The following is an 18583-nucleotide window of genomic DNA, read 5'->3' on the forward strand; positions in this document are numbered from 1 at the left end:
AGGGCCGGACGGGAGGTCCGGCCCCCTGAGTCCGTGATCAGAGCGGGGCGGCGATCAGAGCACGGAGGCGATGAGAGCGCGGGGCGGCGATCAGAGCGAGGCGGCGAGTTCCGTGCCCTGGCGGATCGCCCGCTTGGCGTCCAGTTCGGCCGCCACGTCGGCGCCGCCGATCAGATGCGCCGGACGGCCGGCTGCGAGCAGCTCCTCGTACAGGTCCCGGCGGGGCTCCTGACCCGCGCAGAGCACGATCGTGTCGACCGGCAGCAGATGCTGTTCGCCGTCGACCGTGACGTGCAGCCCCTCGTCGTCGATCCGCTCGTAGCCGACTCCCGCGATCATGGTGACGCCGCGGTGCCGGAGCTCGGTGCGGTGGATCCACCCCGTCGTCTTGCCGAGACCCGCGCCGACCTTGCTCGCCTTGCGCTGGAGCAGATGAACGGTGCGCGCGGACTTCGGGCGCTCGGCGGTGCCGAGCCCGCCCCGCTCGCGGTATTCGGTGTCGACGCCCCACTGCCGGAAGAACGCCTCCGGGTCCAGGCTCGCGGCGTCCCCGCCGTCGGTCAGGAACTCGGCCACGTCGAAGCCGATCCCGCCCGCACCGACGAGCGCCACCCGGTCGCCTACCGGCGCCCCGTGCCGCAGCACGTCGAGGTAGCTGACCACGCTCGGGTGGTCCACGCCCGGGATCGCCGGCGTACGGGGAGTGACGCCCGTCGCCAGGACGACCTCGTCGAAGCCGTCGAGCTCTCCGGCGCCGACCGCGGCACCCAGGCGCAGCTCGACCTTCTCCTCCGTCAGCCGGGTACGGAAGTAGCGCAGCGTCTCGTCGAACTCCTCCTTGCCCGGCACCCGGCGTGCCACGTTGAGCTGTCCGCCGATCTCCTCGGCCGCGTCGAAGAGCGTCACCGCGTGCCCGCGCTCGGCGGCGGTCACGGCGCAGGCGAGCCCGGCCGGACCGGCTCCGACGACCGCGACGCGCTTACGTGTGCGGGTCGGCGACAGGGTGAGTTCGGTCTCGTGGCAGGCGCGCGGGTTGACCAGGCAGGAGGTGACCTTGCCGCTGAAGACGTGGTCCAGGCAGGCCTGGTTGCAGCCGATGCAGGTGTTGATCGCGTCCGCGCGGCCCTCGCTCGCCTTCGCGACGAAGTCCGGGTCCGCGAGGAACGGCCGGGCCATGGACACCATGTCCGCGCGGCCCGCCGCCAGGATGCCCTCGGCGACCTCGGGGGTGTTGATGCGGTTGCTCGTCACCAGCGGTACGGAGACGGCGCCGCGCACCTTCTCGGTGACCCAGGTGAAGGCGCCGCGCGGCACGGAGGTCGCGATGGTGGGGATGCGGGCCTCGTGCCAGCCGATGCCGGTGTTGATGATGGTCGCCCCGGCCGCCTCGATCTCCCGGGCGAGCTGCACGACCTCCTCCAGGGACGATCCGCCGGGCACCAGGTCCAGCATCGAGAGCCGGTAGATCAGGATGAAGTCGCTGCCGACCCGCTCCCGGACCCGGCGCACGATCTCGACGGGGAAGCGGATGCGGTTCTCGTACGAGCCGCCCCAGCGGTCCTCGCGGTGATTGGTCGCCGAGGCGATGAACTCGTTGATCAGATAGCCCTCGGAGCCCATGATCTCGACGCCGTCGTACCCCGCGCTCCGGGCCAGCGACGCGGCCGTGACGAAGTCCTCGATGGTCGACTCGACCTCGTCGTCGGTCAGGGCGTGCGGGACGAACCCGCTGATCGGCGCCTGGATCGCGCTCGGTGCCACCAGGCCGGGGTGGTGCGCGTAGCGCCCGAAGTGCAGGATCTGCATGGCGATCCGGCCGCCCGCCTCGTGTACCGCAGAGGTGACCACTGCATGCTGCGCCGCCTCCGCCTCGGTCGTCATCTTGGCGCCGCCGGGCAGCGAACAGGCCCGCTCGTTCGGCGCGATGCCACCGGTGACCATGAGGCCCACACCGCCGCGGGCGCGGGCCGCGTAGAAGGCGGCCATGCGCTCGAAGCCGTTCTCGACCTCCTCCAGGCCGATGTGCATCGACCCCATCAGCACCCGGTTGGGGAGGGTGGTGAACCCGAGGTCGAGCGGGCTCAGCAGATGCGGGTACGGGCTCATGCGGGGGCTCCTCGCGCGGTGTGGTTACGCCAGTTCTAGACCACCGGATCGCTGTTGTGCAACAAGTTGCACAATGAGGTACGTCGCACTGTGTCACGGGTCACGCGCCGCTCCGGGAGCGCCCGGACGGCGTAACAACGTGACCCGTCGGGAGCCCGGTGCGCGGAGAGTGGAGTGCGTACCGCACCCGGGCCCCCTCCTTCCGGCCGGGCCCCCGACCCTTCCGGAGGCCCTCATGGGCAGCGTCAACCGTCGTGACCTCGGCCTGCTCGTCCTTCGTGTCGGCACCGGCGCGGTGCTGGCCGCGCACGGCAGCCAGAAACTCGCCGGCTGGTTCGGCGGCGGCGGCATCGAGGGCACCACGGCCGCGATGGAGGCCATGGGCTTCCATCCGCCGAAGCACAGCGCGATCGCCGCAGGCCTCGGCGAGGCCGGCGGCGGCGTCCTGCTGGCACTGGGCCTGGCCACCCCGGCCGCCGGCGCAGCCGCAGCGGGCGCCATGGCGGGAGCGGTGGCCGTCCACGCCCCCGCCGGGTTCTTCGCGCAGGGCGGCGGCTACGAATACCCCGCCTTCCTCGGCTTCACCGCTGCCGCGATCGGCCTGACCGGCCCCGGCCGCTACTCCGTGGACCACGCCACCCGGCATGCGTTCAACCAGCCCTGGATGGTGGCCCTGGCCTTCGTGGGCAGCGCCGCCGCCGCGGTCGCCGTCGTCGGCAAGCGGGCCAAGGGGCAGGTCGCGGAGCCGGAGGAGTTCTGAGCCCGGCCCCCGCAGGCGGTGCCGGGCGTCCAGCTCAGCGCACCCGCCTCCAGCGGCTGCCCTTCGACGCGGCGACCAGCGCGGGGACCGTCTCGAACTTGACGCGCGGGCGGCCCTGTTCGCGACCCCGGGCCTGCTCGGCGCGGTCGATGGCGGCCAGCCCCCGGGCGTCGACAACCTGGCGTCCACGGTTGCGGGCCAGCCGCCCGAACGCCTTCGCCGGGTACGTGGGCGAGGGCAGCGCGCCCGCGACGGCGTCGGCCAGGAGGGTGCCGACGGTCTCGGCGGCGCAGGTGCGGTTGGCCCCGATGCCGCCCGAGGGCCCGCGCTTGATCCAGCCGACGACATAACTGCCGGGCGTGCCCGCCACCCGGCCGCCCTCGTGCGGCACGGTGCCGGTCGCCTCGTCGAAGGGCAGACCGGGAACCGGCAGGCCCCGATAGCCGATCGCCCGCAGGAACAGGCCGGTGGGAATCTCCCGGTCACCGCCGCCGGCCGTCACCCGCACCGCCTCGACGCCATCACCTCCGAGCACCTCCACCGGCGAGGAGTGGAAGCGGAAGACGATACGACGCCCGGGCGGCGGGGGCTGCGACCAGTCGACCGTCTCCCGGGGCAACTCCCGCAGCAGGAACGCCTTGTCGACCGTGGCCGCCCCGTCGATCGCCGCCGCGGTCCGCGGGTCCCCGTCGTCGACCACGAGCTCCACGCCCGGCAGGTGCCCGAGGGCGAGCAGTTCGGACGCGGTGCAGGCGGTGTCGTCGGGGCCGCGCCTGCCGAGCAGGACGACCTCGCGGACCTGGGACTCCCGCAGGGCCGCCAGCGCGTGCCCGGCGATATCGGTGCCCGCCAGCGTGGCGGGGTCGGTGACGAGGATGCGCGCCACATCCAGCGCGACGTTGCCGTTGCCGGCGACGACCACCCGCTCCGCGGACAGGTCGAAGGCCTCCGGCGGGACTTCCGGGTGGGCGTTGTACCAGGACACGAACGAGGTGGCCGGGATGCTGGCCGGAAGATCCTCGCCCGGGATGCCGAGCCGGCGGGAGTCGGATGCGCCGACCGCGTAGATCACCGCGTCGTGATGGGCGGAGAGCTCCTCGACGGTGAGGTCCTTGCCGACCTTGACCCCCAGGTGCATCCGGACCCGGGGGTGGGAGTGGAACCGTGCGAAGGTCTCGCCGACACCCTTCGTCGCGGGATGGTCCGGCGCCACGCCGTACCGGACGAGGCCGCCCGCCACCGGCAGCCGGTCGATCAGTGTCACCTCGGCGTTGGTGTGCAGCAGCAGGTCCTCGGCGGCGTACATCCCGGCCGGACCGGTGCCGACGACGGCCACCCGGATCGGGGCGAAGTCCGACGGCAGGCTGCGGGGGAACGACGGCTTGCCCCAGGCGTGGAAGTTCGGCCCGGCAGCCGGCTCCGGCGTCCGGTCCGCGTAGTACGCCGCGTTGATGCCGGCGTACTCCTTCTGCGCTCCGAAGAGGCTGTCCACCGGGAAGATCGCGTCGACCGGGCAGGCGTCCGCGCAGGCGCCGCAGTCGATGCAGGTCGCCGGGTCGACGTAGAGCATCTCCGTGCTGCCGAAGGCCTGCTCCTCGGGCGTGGGGTGGATGCAGTTGACGGGGCACACGGCGACACAGGTGGCGTCGCTGCAGCAGGTCTGGGTGATGGCGTAGGTCATCGCGTCAGCTCGGGCTCTCGGCTCGGATCAGATCGGGGCGGCGCGCTTGCGGGGGCCTGGCGGATGAGAGGGGCGCGCCCGGGGGACTCGGGTCAGATCAGGTGGGCGCGCTTGTAGAAGAAGAGGGCCGGCCTGGTGAGGAGACGGGCCGAGGCCAGGAACTCCATCAGGCCCGAACAGCTGGAACGCATCAGGGACTTGTGGTGCTCGTTGGCCTTCGCCTCGGCGCGGGCGCGGGCGCCGTCCAGCCCCGCGTTCGCGTAGACGTCCGCGTTCACCATGCTGGTGACGATGTAGTACGAGGCGATGGCGACCACGAGCGAGTTGATCTGCCGGCGCAGCGGTCCCGCGGTGCGCAGGCGCCTGCGGGTCTCGTCGCGGGCGAACTTCATGTGCCGCGACTCCTCCACCACATGGATGTTGTTGATCGTCCGGACGAACGGTGCGACCCGTTCGTCCCGCATCCAGTCCCGCTGCATCACGTCGAGCACCTCCTCCGCCACGAGGATCGCCGCGTACGCCGCCTCGCCGAAGGCAAGTGTCTTGAAGGCGCGGCCCAGTTCGACCACCGGGCGACGCGGCCGGTAGGCGGGTGCGCCCAGCTTCGCGGCGCCGCGCGCGAACATGATGGAGTGCCGGCACTCGTCGGCGACCTCGGTGAGCGCCCATTGGAAGCGCGGGTCCGTGGGGTCCTTGGCGTACATGTCGCGCAGCACCATCTGCTGGAGGATCATCTCGAACCAGATGCCGGTGCTGGCGACGGAAGCCGCCTCCTGGCGCGTCAGCGCCTTGCGCTGCTCATCGGTCAACTCCTGCCAGTACGCGGTGCCGTAGAGGGTGCTCCACTCCGGGCTCGCGCCGTGGTGCGCGGTGTCCATGGGGGTGTCCCAGTCCACCTCGGTGGCCGGGTCGTACGAGAGCTTCGCGGCCGAGTCGAGCAGGCGCCGGGCGACGTCCTCCCCGGTGAGCCGGTCGTGGTCCTCCGGTCGGACGGTGCTGCTTGCCATGGTGCGGCTCCTTGAATCGAGACAGATCGACCCGACGGTGCCCGGACTCGTCTCTCATCCCGTGTCTGCCCGATGAGAGCGACGGCCGCCGGGCGCCGCCCCTCGCTTGTTAGACGTCGCGTCTAGCAAGCTGTTAGACGGAAGGTATAGCAAGAGGACCGTGCGGGCCTACCCCCGCGTAGGGAATCCGTACGATCTCTCCACGACGAGGCGTACTCCGGAGCCCGGAGAGGGGCCCGGGCCCTTGTCGGCCGTACCCGCACCGGGGGATCATCGTGATCGCGCCGCGGCGCCCGGCCGTCGCAGGGGCGGATGCCGGACCGGAGCCGTCCCTGGAGAGCCATGGCTGTCGCTGTCGTCTACTTCCTCGTCGCCCTGAGTGCAGCGGTGTTCTTCGGCAGGGCCCTGGACCGGCAGCTCCAGGGCCCGCGACTGCGGAGCGCCTGGGACGGCCTCACCGCCGAGGCGCGGTGCACGGGGGTGCGTACGGAGGAGATCCAGGACCCCGAGGGCGTTCCGGTGACCCAGTCCCACCACATGCTGGAATTCCGTACGACCGGCGGGCGGACCGTCTCCTTCGAGGAACGCCAGGCCCGACTCGACGTGAAGAGGGGCGAGTTCGTGACGGTGTACTACGCCGAGGACGCGCCCGAGTCCGCGACCGCCCGCACGCCGTCCTTCGCGCCGCGCCACATCAGGGTGCTCGCCCCCGCGGTGGGGGGCGTGATCGCCCTGGTGACGGCCGTGGTGCTGGCAGGAGTGCTCTGAGACGGCCGGCCCGTATCCGGGCGCTTCGGCTGAGGCGCCGGGACTCAGGCCACGAGCAGACGCAGGCCCAGATCCGCCGCGTCGAGGCCGGCGAGGCCGCTGTTGCGCTCGGCCCACCGTCCGGAGTCGAGGTCGTCGCCGAGGCTGCGTACCGCCCGCTCCTCGGCCTCCGGGCCCACCCTCGTCCACACCGACATCGCACGCCGCACGTGATCCTCCAGATACGCCTCCGGCCGGCGCCAGTACGCCTCGAAAAGCCCGTCGGCGCAGTCCCACGGGACGGGCACGGCCTCCACGCGGGCGCTGATCGCACCGGCCATCCCGGCCAGCGAGGGGAACCCCGCGAGAACGGTGGCGAATTCGGGGAGGTAGTCGCGCGTGAGCCAGAACCGGTCCTGCCATCCGGGCTCGTCGGTGTCGAACGTGAGCACCACGACGCGGCGGGCCACGCGCCGCATCTCGCGCAACCCCGCTATCGGGTCGACCCAGTGGTGAACCGTGGAGACGGCCATCGCCACGTCGAAGGCCCGGTCCTCGAACGGCAGGCTCTCCGCGGCGCCGGCCACGCACGGCGCCGAGCCGGCCGGCCGCTGCTCCCGCATGACCGCCGAGGGCTCCACCGCGGTCACCTCACGGTCGGCCGGCTCGTAGGAGCCGGTGCCGGCCCCGACGTTCAGCACCGTCCGCCCGTCCCCGAGCGCGTCCCAGATCTGTGCGGCGATCCGCGGTTCGGTACGCCGCGTCGCCGTGTAGGCGCCGCCGATCGCGTCGTAGAGCCGTGCACCGAGCATCTCCAGCTGTTCCTCCGGTGTCACCTTCAGTCCCTTCGCCCGTGCTTCGAGTTCGCCGTCGATGGCCGCCACCATGGCGTCGGCGCGAGCACGCCGCTCCAGCAGCAGGCCGCGCAGCCGGATCAGGTGCGCGACCGCGTCGGTGGACGGGTCGCCGACCAGTTCCGCGATCTCCCGCAGCCCGAAGCCCAGCCGACGGTAGGCCAGTACCTCGCGCAGACGTTCCACGTCGGCTGCCGCGTAGGCCCGGTAGCCGGCCGGCGTCCGTGCCGACGGCCGGACGAGCCCGATGGCGTCGTAGTGGTGCAGCGTGCGGACGCTCACGCCGGCCAGCGCGGCCACGCGTCCCACGGTCCAGTGATCTTCCACGGCACCGACTATGCGGCCTGACGCCACGTGAGGGTCAAGCGCGATGCGCTTCGGACGCCGCTTCCGCCGCCGGGGCCGGAACAGCCCCGGCGGAGGGGCGTGCCCCCTGCCACGGCAGCCCCAGGGCCAGCCCGTACTGCCACGGCTCCAGACCGAGGTCACGCAGCATGAGGACGGCCATCAGCGGAGACGCCATCATGACGGAGCCGCCGAAGAGCAGGGGTCCTTGACCGACTTCGACATTCGAAGCGGCCACCTGAAGTGCTCGGTAATGGTGCGCAGGGCTCATGGTGTACGCATGTCACCTGGAGAGGCGAGGGTCGTTGTGCTGGCGCGGATCACCAAGCGGTGCGGGGCCGTGAGGTCAGCGGGAGGGACCTCATTGTCCGGACTGTAGATCCGATCCGCCAGGCATTGCAGGGCGAGCTGAGCGATCTGCCGCTTGTCGGGGGCGACTGTGGTCAGCGTCGGACGGCCGTACTGGCCGTCCTCGATGTCGTCGAACCCGACGACCACGAGTTCCTCTGGAACACGTACACCCCTCTGGTGCGCCATGTGCAGTACGCCCAGGGCCAGTTCGTCGCTGAAGGCGAACACCGCGTCCGGCTTCTCGCCACCGCTGTCGAGCAGGTCCGCCAGGGCCAGGGCACCGTCCTTGCGGTGCAGCGTGTCCACGGTGCGTTCCCACCGCGGCAGGGGCCTGATGCCGGCCCGCCGCAGCGCCCTGCGGTAGCCCTCGGCGCGCAGGTCCGACGTTCCGTTGTGGAGATGTGGCTGCAGGCCGATGGCTGCGATCCGGCGGCGTCCCAGCATCAGCAGATGAGTGGTGGCCTCATCCGCGGCGCTCACGTTGTCAACGGCCACGCGGTCGGCGAAGCCCTGAGGGCTGCGCTCGCCGAGCATGACGATCGGCAGAGATCTCGCGGTCGACGCCAGCTCCTGAGCGGTCAGCGCCCACGGACTGATGATCAACCCGTCCATCACGCGTCCACCGCTGCCGGTCAGCAAGCGGCGTTCCGCCTCGGCGTCGCCCAGCGTCTGATCGATGATCACTGTCCACGAGCGTTTCCGTGCCTCCTGGACGATCAGGCCCGCGAGCTCCGCGAAATAGGGGGAGTGCAGCTCCGGGATGGCCAGCCCGATGATGCCGGTGCGACCGGCCCGCAGGCTGCGTGCGGCGAGGTTGGGCCGGTATCCCAGCTCGTCGATCGCCTCCTGGACTCGTCGGCGGGTGTCCGCCGCGACCCGCGCGGAACCGCTGACCACGTTCGACACGGTGCGTGCCGAAACCCCGGCGCGGGCGGCTACGTCTTTCAGGCTGCTGCTCACCACGCCATCCTGACATGCCGCCGTCGGCAGGGATCAAGATTGTCCGTCACAGCTATTGCAACGTTGAAATCATCGTTGCAACATGTCTCGGACAGTCTGCTGCAAGGAGGCACGCATGAGCTCGCACACGCACCCGGGAATCACCACGGATGCCCTGGACGTGAACGTGAGTACTGAGGTCGAGGCTCTGTACTCGCTCGGCATCACGGCCCGCAAGGGCGCGTTCACCACGGAGTGGGCCGACCGTCTGCACGAGGACATCGAAGCCGCCTTCCAGGAAGCGCTGACACGGCCCGGAGGGGCCGTTGGACGCGGTCCGCACCGCTACTACGTGGAGATCCACCCCGAGCAGCTGCGCGGCTTCGTCGAACTCGTCGACCATCCCTGGGTGCGCTCGGTCTGCGAGGCCGTGCTCGGCGCCGACTATCGCATCGTCGAGCTCGGCTTTGACGTACCGCTCGAAGGCGCCGTCAACCAGCCCTGGCACCGGGACTTCCCCCTCCCCGAGGAGACCCGTGCTGAGCGGCGGCTCACGTCCCTGGCCTTCAACGTCACCGCCGTCGACACCCAGGAGGACATGGGCCCCTTCGAGATCGCGCCGGGCACCCAGTGGGATGACAGCCCGGAGTTCGAGCACGGTATGTTCCCGCCCCGGTCCCACTACCCGCGCTACGAGGAACGCGCCGTGCGCAAGTACCCGCAGCGCGGCGACATTTCGGCGCGCAGCGCCCTCACCATCCACCGCGGGACGAGGAACGACTCCGCGAAGTCCCGGCCCGTGCTGGTTCTGGGGGTGGACGGTCCTGAGGCCGCCAACAGCGAACGGCATGACACTGCCGTGACCCGCGCCTTTTGGAAGGCGCTGCCCGAGCGCGTCCGGCGGCATCTGGACTGTCCGGTCGTCGACCAGCTGATGCCCATCACCCAGAAGCACACCATCGAGGGTCTGGTCATGGGCGATGCCTGAGCTGACAGCGCGGCGGAAACGCTGACGTGCGCCTTCCGGCACGGCCCGCCCGCCTCGCGCATGCCTGCCGTGGTCAACGCAGTCTCCGCCGTACGGCGGGAGCTGCGCAAGTTCGGCCTGGTGACCGGTGAACTCACCGGCCGCACCGTCGCCTACGTCTCTTGATCCGCAGGGTTGTTGACGGGGGTGACGGGTGGGTGTCCGTCGAGTGCGGTGTGGCAGCGGTGCATCCACTTGTGGGCCGTGGCCTGAGAGATTCCCATCTCGGCTGCCACCTGCGCGAGCGGACGGCCGGATCAGACACGTTCAACCAGCAGCCGCCTCCCGAGAACAGTCAGCCGGGCATTGCGGTGGGAACACGACGACCTCCGTGCGGTGTGTTCCCAGAAGCGCTGGCGCGTAAGTTGTCCGCCCCGGTTCACAGGAGGGGCGCTATGCCTTCTGGACGTTCCCGCGCCCCTCCTGATGGGCTATGGAGCCCACAGATCTCTGTACATAAGCAGGGCGGCTCAGGTCCCGTTCGCCGGCTGGGTGTCCGTCCGCCCGCCGACCGTGGTGGTGAGCGTGCCGGTCGTGATGGGCCAGTTCGTCGTGCCGTTCTTCAGCATCGTTGGGATGCTGGCCGTGAGTTCTGGATATCGCCGCTGATGGCACTCGTCGCGTTGGTGACCGCTCCGCTGTCGGTTCTGGCGGCAGCCCGTCTGGCACGGCGGGCGCAGCCCTCGTTCCGGGAACAGTGGACGAGCACCGGCGAGCTCAACGGGCGGATCGAGGAGATCTGCACCGGCCACCCGCTGGTGAAGGCCTTCGGCCGTGAGGAGGAGGCCCGGAAGGCGTTCACCGAAGCGAACCACCGCCTGACCGCGGCGACGAGGAAGGCGCAGTCGGCGTCGAGCGCCCTGCAGCCGGTCATGGGATTCCTGAGCAACCTCAACTACGTACTGATCGCGGTGGTGGGCGGTGTGCGCGTTGCCGCCGGGGCGCTGTCGGTGGGTGACATCCAGGCCTTCGTCCAGTACTCGCGGCAGTACAGCCAGCCGTTCATCTACCTGGCCGGCATGGCCGGTACGGTCCAGTCGGGTCTCGCGTCCGGCGAGCGCGTCCTGGACCTGCTCGACCTGTCGGAGGAGGAGCCGGACACCGGCCGCGGCGAAGCGCCCGGACCGGCCCCGGCCGGCCGTGTGACGTTTGAGGGACGTCTCCTACCGGTACGTCGAGGGCGAGCCCCTGATCGAGGACCTGACGCTGACCGTCGAGCCCGGTCGGACCGTCGCGATCGTCGGCCCCACGGGCGCCGGCAAGACCACCCTCGTCAACCTGCTCATGCGCTTCTACGACGTCCGCTCCGGGCGCATCACCCTGGACGGCGAGGACATCGCCGCGATACCCCGTGCCCGCCTGCGCGGCGGGATCGGCACGGTCCTGCAGGACACCTGGCTGTCCCGGGGGTCATCGCGGAGAACATCGCCTACGGGGCCGACGCCCCGAGCCGCGAGGAGATCGTCGAAGCGGCGGTCCTGGCGCACGCGGACAGATTCATCCGGACCCTTCCCCACGGCTACGACACCATCGTGGACGAGGAGGCGACCGTGCTGAGCGCGGGGGAGAAGCAGCTCCTGACCATTGCGCGTGCCTTCCTGGCCCGCCCCTCGCTGCTGGTCCTGGACGAGGCGACGAGTTCCGTCGACACCCGGACCGAGGTCCTGGTCCAGCAGGCACTGGCCCGTCTGCGCGAGGGGCGCACGGCCTTCGTGATCGCCCATCGGCTCTCGACGATCCGCCATGCGGACACCATCGTCGTGATGGACGGCGGATCCATCGTGGAGACCGGAACCCATGAGCAACTCCTCGCGGCGGGAGGGGCGTACGCGCGGCTGCAGGCGGCGGGGGCCGGGTACTACGTTGAGTGCCCGACCGCACGTTGGAATCTCGCCGCGCAGCAGGTCGGTCAACGTGGTCAAAGATCACCTTGTTGAACCATTGATGGCTCCTCCCGGGGGCGGGGTTGAGGGGCCTGGGATCGGCTGACCCCAGGTGTTGCGCAGCCCGGTTCCCCGGTGACCGCCCTCGCTCGTGATCGGCCCAGAGCGCCAGAGCGCCAGAGTGACGGTGATCACGGGCACTGTTCGGAGGCTGCTGCGTAGGCTTCTGCAGTCGCTGCGATGAAGTCCAGGAGGGTCGGCGAAGCTCTCCCACAATGATTGACGGTGCGTCAGAAAAGTCAGCAATCGGTCAGCATCAGTCCTCAAAGACCCTGCGAAAGCTGACCGGACACGCGACTCGTTGTAAGGTAAGGGAACCGCACTTGACCTGCAAATATGCAGGCAGGGAGCCTATGTCCAGGAGTACCTCAATGATGCGTACGATGTTCAAGTCCAAGATCCATCGCGCCACCGTGACCCAGGCCGACCTGCATTACGTCGGGTCCGTCACGGTCGACGCCGCGCTGATGGAAGCCGCCGACCTGCTGCCCGGCGAGCTCGTGCACATCGTCGACATCGACAACGGTGCCCGGCTGGAGACCTACGTCATCGAGGGCGAGCGCGGCTCCGGTGTGATCGGGATCAACGGAGCCGCCGCTCATCTCGTGCACCCCGGTGACCTGGTCATTCTGATCAGCTACGCACAGGTCGACGACGCCGAGGCGCGCGGGCTGATTCCGCGTATCGTCCATGTCGACGCGGGCAACCGGATCGTCGAGCTCGGTGCCGACGCCTCCGCGCCCGTGCCGGGTTCCGACACCGAGCGCAGCCCGCACGCCGTCCCCGCGGCGCGCTGAAGCGCCTCACACAGCGAGGGAGCATCCGCCATGGCAGAGCAGTCCGGACAGACCGGCCCCGACATCCGTGACGACCGGACAGCGGGCAAGCTGCTCGCGTACGTGGACGGCGAGGCCGCAGGCGTCATCGTGTACTTCGTGCTGGACGGGGCGCCCGCGGCGCTCGTCGCCGTGCACACGGTCGTCGAGCAGGGGCACGAGGGGAAGGGCATCGGTGGCGCCCTGGTCAAGGAGTTCTACTCCATGGCCGCCCGCGAGGGCGTCCCCGTCGTCCCGCTCTGTCCGTACGCCGCCAAGTGGGCGTCGCGCCACCCGGACGAGGCTCCTGAAGCTCCGGCGGAACTGGTGGAGCGGGCCAAGAAGGAGCTCGCCGCCCATCCCGAGCTCTACTGACCACTGACCCGCAGTTCCGGATGGTGGGCGCCTGCCGGGCGGGGGCGGGGCTGCCGGTAGCGTGGCGTGGATGAGCCTCGCACTCCTGCATACCTCCCCGGTCCACGTCCCGGTCTTCGACGCCCTGCGTGACGCCCACCACCCCGGCCTCGTCGTGCGCCACCTCGTGTACAAGGACCTGCTCGACCGGGCGGGTGTGCTGGGGCCCGAAGCGGTGGCGGGGGATGTCGAGGCGCTCGTGAACAGCGCTGTCGCGGACGGGGCCACCGCGGTGCTCTGCACCTGCTCGACGATCGGCGGGGTCGCCGAGTCCGTCGGGGCGCGGCTCGGTGTCCCGGTCCTGCGCATCGACCGGCCGATGGCGGCCGCCGCCGTCCGCGCGCGGAGGGTGACCGTCCTCGCGGCGCACCACGCCACCCTGGAACCGACCCGCGCGCTGATCGCCGAGGAGGCGGAGCGGGCGGGGCAGCGGGACCTGGAGGTGCGCACCGTTCTGGTCGAGGGCGCTTGGGAGCGCTTCGAGGCCGGTGATCATGACGGCTACCTGGATCTCGTGGCGGCGGCGGCCGACGCCGTGACGGACGCCGATGCGATCGTGCTGGCCCAGGTCTCGATGGCGGGCGCGGTCACCCGTTCGGTCACCCGGATCCCGGTTCTGTCCAGCCCCCGAGCCGGGCTGGACGCCGCGGCGGTCGCGGCCGTGCGATCACGATCACGAGCGCGGACGGCCGGACGGGTGTGACCGCGAGCGGACCGGTGCATCCGCGGCCCGTACGTGTGGACTCGCCGGGCGCGGGCAGCCGCTCCGGGAGACGGTGGAGGAGATCCACCCCGACCGTTCGGAGGCCCGAGATGACCCACCCGTACCCCGATCCGGTTCCGCCGGCGCCCACCCCCGGACCGATTCCGGGGCCGCCCCAGCCGCTCCCGGAGCCGACGCCGACGCCGCCCGGCCCGGGGCCGACGCCGCCCGTGCCCACGCCGCCGGGCCCGGCTCCGGATCCGATCCCGCAGCCGCCCGCGCCGAACCCCGAGCCGGTGCCGCCGCCCGAGCCGGAGCCCTCACCGGTCGGCTGACCTTCACGGGTCCGGCGTCGGCGTCAGCGCGGGGCGCGCACCCGGCACCGATCGGCCGGCCGGCGGTGACCGTCGGCTCAGCCCCCGGCCAGCACCGCGTTGGCCCGTGCCGTGACCTCGGTCAGGACCCGGCCCGCCGTCGCCAGGTCCTCGGCCGGCAGGTCCGCGTAGAGCCGGGCGGTGACCTCGGAGAGGGCGGCCCGGTGCGTACGGTGCAGCTCGCTGCCCTCGGCGGTCATGGACAGCCGTGCCGGTTCTCCCGGCTCCTCCGCCAGCAGGCCCTGCTTGATCAGGCCGGTCAGGACGGTCTGCACGGCCGTGGTGTCGATCTTGAGTGTGGACGTCATCCGGTGGACGAGCCGCGGGTGCTCGATGCTCCCACCGCCGTCCGCCGTGGCGTTCAGGGCGACGGACTCGTGGAAGGTGGTGTCCGTGGCGGCCAGCAGGCTTTCGAGAACGGCGCGCGTGGCGTAGTGGGCCTGGCCGATGACCTGGCCGTTGACGGTCGGTGTGGTGGTCATGATGACTCCTCGGTTGAAGGACCGGTGACTACGGGAACCGGCACGTCGAGCAGTGCCGTCAGTGTCCGGGTGAACGCCTCGGTGTCCGGGCCGTCCAGGCCGCCCAGGGGAGCGAGCAGCCCGTCGACGAGCCGGCGCACCACCTCGACCGCGCGACCGGTGACCGCGAGCCCCTCGGGGGTGAGCGACAGGCGGACGGCCCGGGTGTCGGCCGGGTCGGCGGCCCGGTCGACGAATCCGGCGGCCTCCAGTCCGCGGGCCAGTTTCGAGACGTAGAGCGCTTCGAGTCCGGTGTGGTCCGCGAGTGCCCGCTGGCTCGGCCGGAGCCCCGTCTGCTGCATCCCCCACAGGGACCCCAGCAGGGAGTACTGCGCGTGGGTCAGCCCGAGCGGCGCCAGCCCCCGGTCGATGGCAACCCGCCATTTCATCGACAGTCGCCAGACCAGGAAGCCGGGGGTCGGACCCGCGGATGCGTTGCTCATGGCGATACCGTACATGGCTACTATCTACATGGCTACTAAATAGAGGGAGGGTGCGTGCGGGGGTTCAGGCGTTCAGCACCAGCAGGGCGTCGGCGTGCGCGAGCCCGCTCTCCGCGGCGATCGAGTCCAGCGACTGGGCGTCACGCACCGGAGCGAAGCGGACCGCGAGGCCGTCCTGCCCCGCGCTCGCGCCCGTGCCGAATCCGTACACCGCGGGCCGCGGCAGGCTGTTGTAGGCCCACGGTGTGGAGAAGTAGTACGCGCCGGTGTCGTACAGCACCACGTAGTCGCCCGTCCGCAGTTCGGGCAGTTCCCGGGCCGGCGCGACGACGTCCCCGGCGAAGCAGCACGGACCCGCGATGTCCTGGACGAGCGCCGGGCCGGCCTTCGGGAGCCCGTCGGCGTCGAACGCGCCCACCCGCAGCGGCCAGGCGTCGGGCATGAAGACGGTACGGGTGGCGGTCTGCGCGCCCGCGTGGGTGAGCGCGATCCGCCGGCCTCCGGCGTCCTTCGTGTACTCCACGAGCGCACAGATGAAGCCGTTCTTGGCCATCAGCGACCGGCCGAACTCGGTGACGAGTCCGTACCGCCCGTCGAACAGTCCCGGCACCGCGCCGCGCAGCGCGGTCGCGTACGCGGCGAAGGTGGGGCGGACCGTGTCGTCGGCGAAGTTGACGGGCAGACCGCCGCCGATGTCGAGGCCGGTGATCTGCGGGCGGCCCAGCCGGGTGTTGATGTCCTCGGCCAGCCGGTACGTCTCGCCGATGCCCGCCACGATCAGCTCCAGGGAGCAGCCCTGCGAACCGACATGGGCGTGCAGCCGGCTCAGCCACGGGCGGGCCGCGAACGCCTCCACGACACGCTCGCGCGCGCCGGGATCGTGCAGCGCCACGCCGAACTTGGAGGTGGCCGTGGCCGTGCTCATCGCACCGATGGCCCCGCCGCCGACCTGGGGATTGACCCGGAGCCCGATGGCGGACACCGCGTCCGAGGGCCGCAGCGAAGCGATCCGGTCCACCTCGTCGAGGTTGTCGGCGTTGAGCGCCACGCCGAGCGCCAGTGCCCGTCGGATCTCGTCACGCGTCTTGACGGGGGAGTCGAGGACGATCTTCGACGGTGCGAACCCGGCATCGAGCGCGATCCGCAGTTCACCCGGGCTCGCGACCTCGCAGCCCATCCCGCACTGCGCGAGCAGCCGCAGCACGGGCACGAGCGACGCGGCCTTCGCGGCGAAGGTGTGCAGCACACCGGGCACCCCCGCGAACGCCTGCTGGAGCGCGGCCACCGACTCCCGTACGCCGTCCGTGTCGACGAATCCGGCGACCGGGTTCGACTCGCCGAGCAGACCGGCCGCGACGGCGTGGCGGACCGCGGCCGCGACACGCACGGAGGAGGACGACGGGGGAGGGCTCATGGAATCAGGTGCGGTCATGGGGCGTCCCACAGTCTCCGTCCAAGCGGACGACATCGGTTCAGGCCGTTGTCACAGCGGCCGGTGAACCGCACGGACCGCCTCCGGCCCGTACGGTGCGGAGGCGGACCGTACGCGCGAGGAGCAGCCGGGTGTGCCGGGGCCGACCGGATCCGCACGCGTCCGCCGGTCAGGCGAGGATCGGGACCACGGCCTCCGGAGTCAGCATCCGGAAGGTGAACGACTGGTGGAAGTACAGCCGGATGTCCGTCGCGTCATGGTCCTGGTAGCCGATGGACAGGTCCTCGCCCAGGCACAGCTCGAAGTCGCCGCCCCGGGTGGACAGCAGCACCCCGCCCGCGACGGCCGGTGCCCACAGGATCTGGTCGTCCAGCAGCCGGGCCAGGTGCGTGGAGACGGGATAGCCGTGGTCGGAGGTCTCGGTGGCCTCCGTGAACGCGTCCGCCCCCAGCAGCAGCCGGTACGGTCCGTCCACTCCGGCCAGACGCAGCCGGGTCAGTGCCTGGCTGACCGTGGCGGGATAGTCGCGCGCATCGGCCGGCAACGGCAGCGCGGTGTGCGAGGAGCCGTCCCGCAGACCGGCGATCCCGGCCGAGGCGTAACCGTCGATGATGGCCATGTCCTCGGCGAACGCGCAGGTCCGGGCCGCGTCCTTGACGGGCTGCCAGTCACTGTCCTCCGAGCCGCGCTCGACATCGTCGACGGCGGCCCGTGTCACGGTGAACGGCACCCGCCACTCGATGACCGGCATCGACGTACGGGCACGGGCGATGACGTCCGGAGTGGGCGGATCGATGTCGCGCAGATGGCCGTCGCCGACCGCCGCCAGTTGCGGGCCCTCCGGCCCGCTGACGTCGACCACGCGGCGGCCGGCCAGATGGCGGCTGAAGGTGCGCCGGGCCTCCTCTTCGATCTGGTCCCAGGCGGCCTGGGTGACAGGGGCGAGTTCGCGATGGAGGTTGTTCATCTCTGGGCGCTTTCTTGCAGGCTGCCGATGCGCAGCGAACCGTCCCGGACCACCGGCGTGACCACGGCCCTCGGCACCGGCGCGGACGCCGGCTCCGGCTGGGGCGCGGCCTCGGCGGAGGCGGGCGACGGCGGAGGGGCGTCGAGGAAGTCGGCGCCGGGGGCGTGGAACAGCGTGCCGGTGACCGCGGTCGAGAAGTCGAGGATGCGGTCGTGGGTGCCGGGCGGGTCACCGAGGAACATGTTGCGCAGCATCCGCTCGGTGACGTCCGGGTCGGCGGCGAACCCGATGAAGTACGTACCGAACTCGCCCTGCCCGAAGCTGCCGAACGGCATGTTGGCGCGCAGGATGTCGCGCTCCGTGCCGTCGGGGTCGGTGATGGTGTTCAGTGCGACATGGGAGTCGGCGGGTTTGACGTCGTCGGCGAGCTCGATGTCGGTGAACTTGGTCCGTCCGATCACCCGCTCCTGCTCCTCGGTCGACAGGGCGTTCCACGAGGCCAGGTCGTGCAGGTACTTCTGGACGATGACATAGCTTCCGCCGGCGAAGTCCGGGTCCTCGTCCCCCACCAGCGCCGCCGACCGGGCGTCGCCGCCCACCGGGTTCTCGGTTCCGTCGACGAACCCGAGCAGGTCCCGGTGGTCGAGGTAGCGGAAACCCTGCGTCTCGTCGACGACCTTCACCGCCCCGCCCAGCCGGTCCAGCAACTGTGTGGCCCACTCCCAGCACACGTCCATCCGCTCGGCCCGGATGTGGAACAGCAGGTCGCCCGGGGTGGCCGGGGCATGATGACGGGCGCCGTGCAACTCCTGGAAGGGGTGCAGCGAGGCGGGCCGCGGACCCGAGAACAACCGGTCCCAGGCGTCGGAGCCGAACCCGGTCACACACACCAGTCCCGCATCCGGGTAGCGGAACCCGATGGAACGGGCGAACGCCGCCAGATCCGGCAGCGCCTCCCGGACGACGGGCTCACCACCGGGCTCGATCGTGGCGACCAGGATCAGGGCCGCACTGGTCAGCGGCGCGACGACCGGCTGCGCCGGGGCCGGTTGCTCGGTGATCTCGGGCATACGGCGGCTCCATGAGCTGGCTCGGCGGTACGACGCGGTGGAACACGGCCCCGGTCGCGCGTGCGGCGAGACAGGACCCGCTGC

17 protein-coding genes and 2 pseudogenes are annotated in these 18583 nt (G+C 71.3%); 7 read left to right on the plus strand and 12 right to left on the minus strand.

Annotation, left to right across the window (positions count from 1 at the left end; translation table 11 throughout):
* Window positions 1–90: 90 nt before the first annotated feature.
* On the minus strand, window positions 91–2106 hold the full coding sequence (locus tag OG446_RS34280; protein ID WP_328897682.1) for an NADPH-dependent 2,4-dienoyl-CoA reductase: 2016 nt from the start codon (window positions 2104–2106) through the stop codon (window positions 91–93).
* Between the two features lie 235 nt (window positions 2107–2341).
* On the opposite strand from OG446_RS34280, the gene OG446_RS34285 reads away from it, so the two are divergent.
* A complete protein-coding gene (locus OG446_RS34285) occupies window positions 2342–2866 on the plus strand; it encodes a DoxX family protein (protein ID WP_148017109.1) in 525 nt (174 codons plus the stop codon).
* A gap of 34 nt (window positions 2867–2900) precedes the next feature.
* Here OG446_RS34285 and OG446_RS34290 read toward each other — a convergent pair whose 3' ends face one another.
* Both OG446_RS34290 and OG446_RS34295 read right to left on the minus strand, forming a co-directional pair.
* Window positions 2901–4547 carry an FAD-dependent oxidoreductase gene (locus OG446_RS34290; protein WP_328897683.1) on the minus strand — a complete coding sequence of 549 codons (1647 nt, stop codon included), beginning with the start codon at window positions 4545–4547 and terminating at the stop codon, window positions 2901–2903.
* A gap of 92 nt (window positions 4548–4639) precedes the next feature.
* The gene (locus OG446_RS34295) at window positions 4640–5554 is read right to left on the minus strand and encodes an AurF N-oxygenase family protein (RefSeq protein WP_328897684.1); all 915 of its coding nucleotides are present in this window, start codon (window positions 5552–5554) and stop codon (window positions 4640–4642) included.
* A 342-nt stretch (window positions 5555–5896) separates the two neighbouring features.
* On the opposite strand from OG446_RS34295, the gene OG446_RS34300 reads away from it, so the two are divergent.
* Complete coding sequence (locus OG446_RS34300) at window positions 5897–6322, plus strand: DUF3592 domain-containing protein (RefSeq protein WP_328897685.1); 426 nt, start codon at window positions 5897–5899, stop codon at window positions 6320–6322.
* A gap of 44 nt (window positions 6323–6366) precedes the next feature.
* Here the strand turns inward: OG446_RS34300 and OG446_RS34305 are convergent, their stop codons facing one another.
* The 3 genes from OG446_RS34305 to OG446_RS34315 are packed head-to-tail and all read right to left on the minus strand — an operon-like array spanning window position 6367 to window position 8811.
* Window positions 6367–7464, minus strand: coding sequence for a MerR family transcriptional regulator (locus OG446_RS34305; protein ID WP_328898506.1), 1098 nt, complete (start codon window positions 7462–7464; stop codon window positions 6367–6369).
* Between the two features lie 52 nt (window positions 7465–7516).
* Entirely contained in the window at window positions 7517–7738 is a 222-nt protein-coding gene (locus tag OG446_RS34310) for a hypothetical protein (RefSeq protein WP_328898544.1), read from the minus strand.
* A 29-nt stretch (window positions 7739–7767) separates the two neighbouring features.
* The gene (locus OG446_RS34315; RefSeq protein ID WP_328897686.1) at window positions 7768–8811 is read right to left on the minus strand and encodes a LacI family DNA-binding transcriptional regulator; all 1044 of its coding nucleotides are present in this window, start codon (window positions 8809–8811) and stop codon (window positions 7768–7770) included.
* 115 nt (window positions 8812–8926) lie between these two features.
* On the opposite strand from OG446_RS34315, the gene OG446_RS34320 reads away from it, so the two are divergent.
* Entirely contained in the window at window positions 8927–9778 is an 852-nt protein-coding gene (locus OG446_RS34320) for a phytanoyl-CoA dioxygenase family protein (protein ID WP_328897687.1), read from the plus strand.
* A gap of 221 nt (window positions 9779–9999) precedes the next feature.
* Here the strand turns inward: OG446_RS34320 and OG446_RS34325 are convergent.
* A pseudogene (locus tag OG446_RS34325) lies at window positions 10000–10116 on the minus strand (IS481 family transposase); the annotation flags it as partial.
* A 238-nt stretch (window positions 10117–10354) separates the two neighbouring features.
* On the opposite strand from OG446_RS34325, the pseudogene OG446_RS34330 reads away from it, so the two are divergent.
* The 4 genes and pseudogenes from OG446_RS34330 to OG446_RS34345 form a co-directional block, all read left to right on the plus strand.
* Window positions 10355–11664, plus strand: a pseudogene (locus tag OG446_RS34330) (ABC transporter ATP-binding protein); the annotation flags it as partial.
* A gap of 467 nt (window positions 11665–12131) precedes the next feature.
* Entirely contained in the window at window positions 12132–12557 is a 426-nt protein-coding gene (gene panD, locus OG446_RS34335; protein WP_328897688.1) for an aspartate 1-decarboxylase, read from the plus strand.
* A 30-nt stretch (window positions 12558–12587) separates the two neighbouring features.
* The gene (locus OG446_RS34340) at window positions 12588–12950 is read left to right on the plus strand and encodes a GNAT family N-acetyltransferase (RefSeq protein WP_328897689.1); all 363 of its coding nucleotides are present in this window, start codon (window positions 12588–12590) and stop codon (window positions 12948–12950) included.
* 70 nt (window positions 12951–13020) lie between these two features.
* Window positions 13021–13692, plus strand: coding sequence for an aspartate/glutamate racemase family protein (locus OG446_RS34345; RefSeq protein WP_328897690.1), 672 nt, complete (start codon window positions 13021–13023; stop codon window positions 13690–13692).
* Window positions 13693–14104: 412 nt separating this feature from the next.
* On the opposite strand, the gene OG446_RS34350 is transcribed toward OG446_RS34345, so the two are convergent.
* From OG446_RS34350 to OG446_RS34370, 5 genes are all read right to left on the minus strand, one after another.
* Entirely contained in the window at window positions 14105–14548 is a 444-nt protein-coding gene (locus OG446_RS34350) for a hypothetical protein (RefSeq protein ID WP_328897691.1), read from the minus strand.
* The gene (locus OG446_RS34355; protein WP_328897692.1) at window positions 14545–15030 is read right to left on the minus strand and encodes a MarR family winged helix-turn-helix transcriptional regulator; all 486 of its coding nucleotides are present in this window, start codon (window positions 15028–15030) and stop codon (window positions 14545–14547) included. The genes OG446_RS34350 and OG446_RS34355 overlap by 4 nt, the downstream gene beginning before the upstream one ends.
* Before the next feature lie 64 nt (window positions 15031–15094).
* The gene (locus OG446_RS34360) at window positions 15095–16462 is read right to left on the minus strand and encodes a diaminopimelate decarboxylase (protein WP_328897693.1); all 1368 of its coding nucleotides are present in this window, start codon (window positions 16460–16462) and stop codon (window positions 15095–15097) included.
* A gap of 169 nt (window positions 16463–16631) precedes the next feature.
* On the minus strand, window positions 16632–17429 hold the full coding sequence (locus OG446_RS34365; RefSeq protein WP_328897694.1) for a family 1 encapsulin nanocompartment shell protein: 798 nt from the start codon (window positions 17427–17429) through the stop codon (window positions 16632–16634).
* Window positions 17426–18499, minus strand: coding sequence for a Dyp-type peroxidase (locus OG446_RS34370; protein ID WP_328897695.1), 1074 nt, complete (start codon window positions 18497–18499; stop codon window positions 17426–17428). Before OG446_RS34370 ends, OG446_RS34365 begins: the two co-directional genes overlap by 4 nt.
* Window positions 18500–18583 lie beyond the last annotated feature (84 nt).

It is taken from the genome of Streptomyces sp. NBC_00236 (genome assembly GCF_036195045.1).
Lineage (GTDB): Bacteria > Actinomycetota > Actinomycetes > Streptomycetales > Streptomycetaceae > Streptomyces.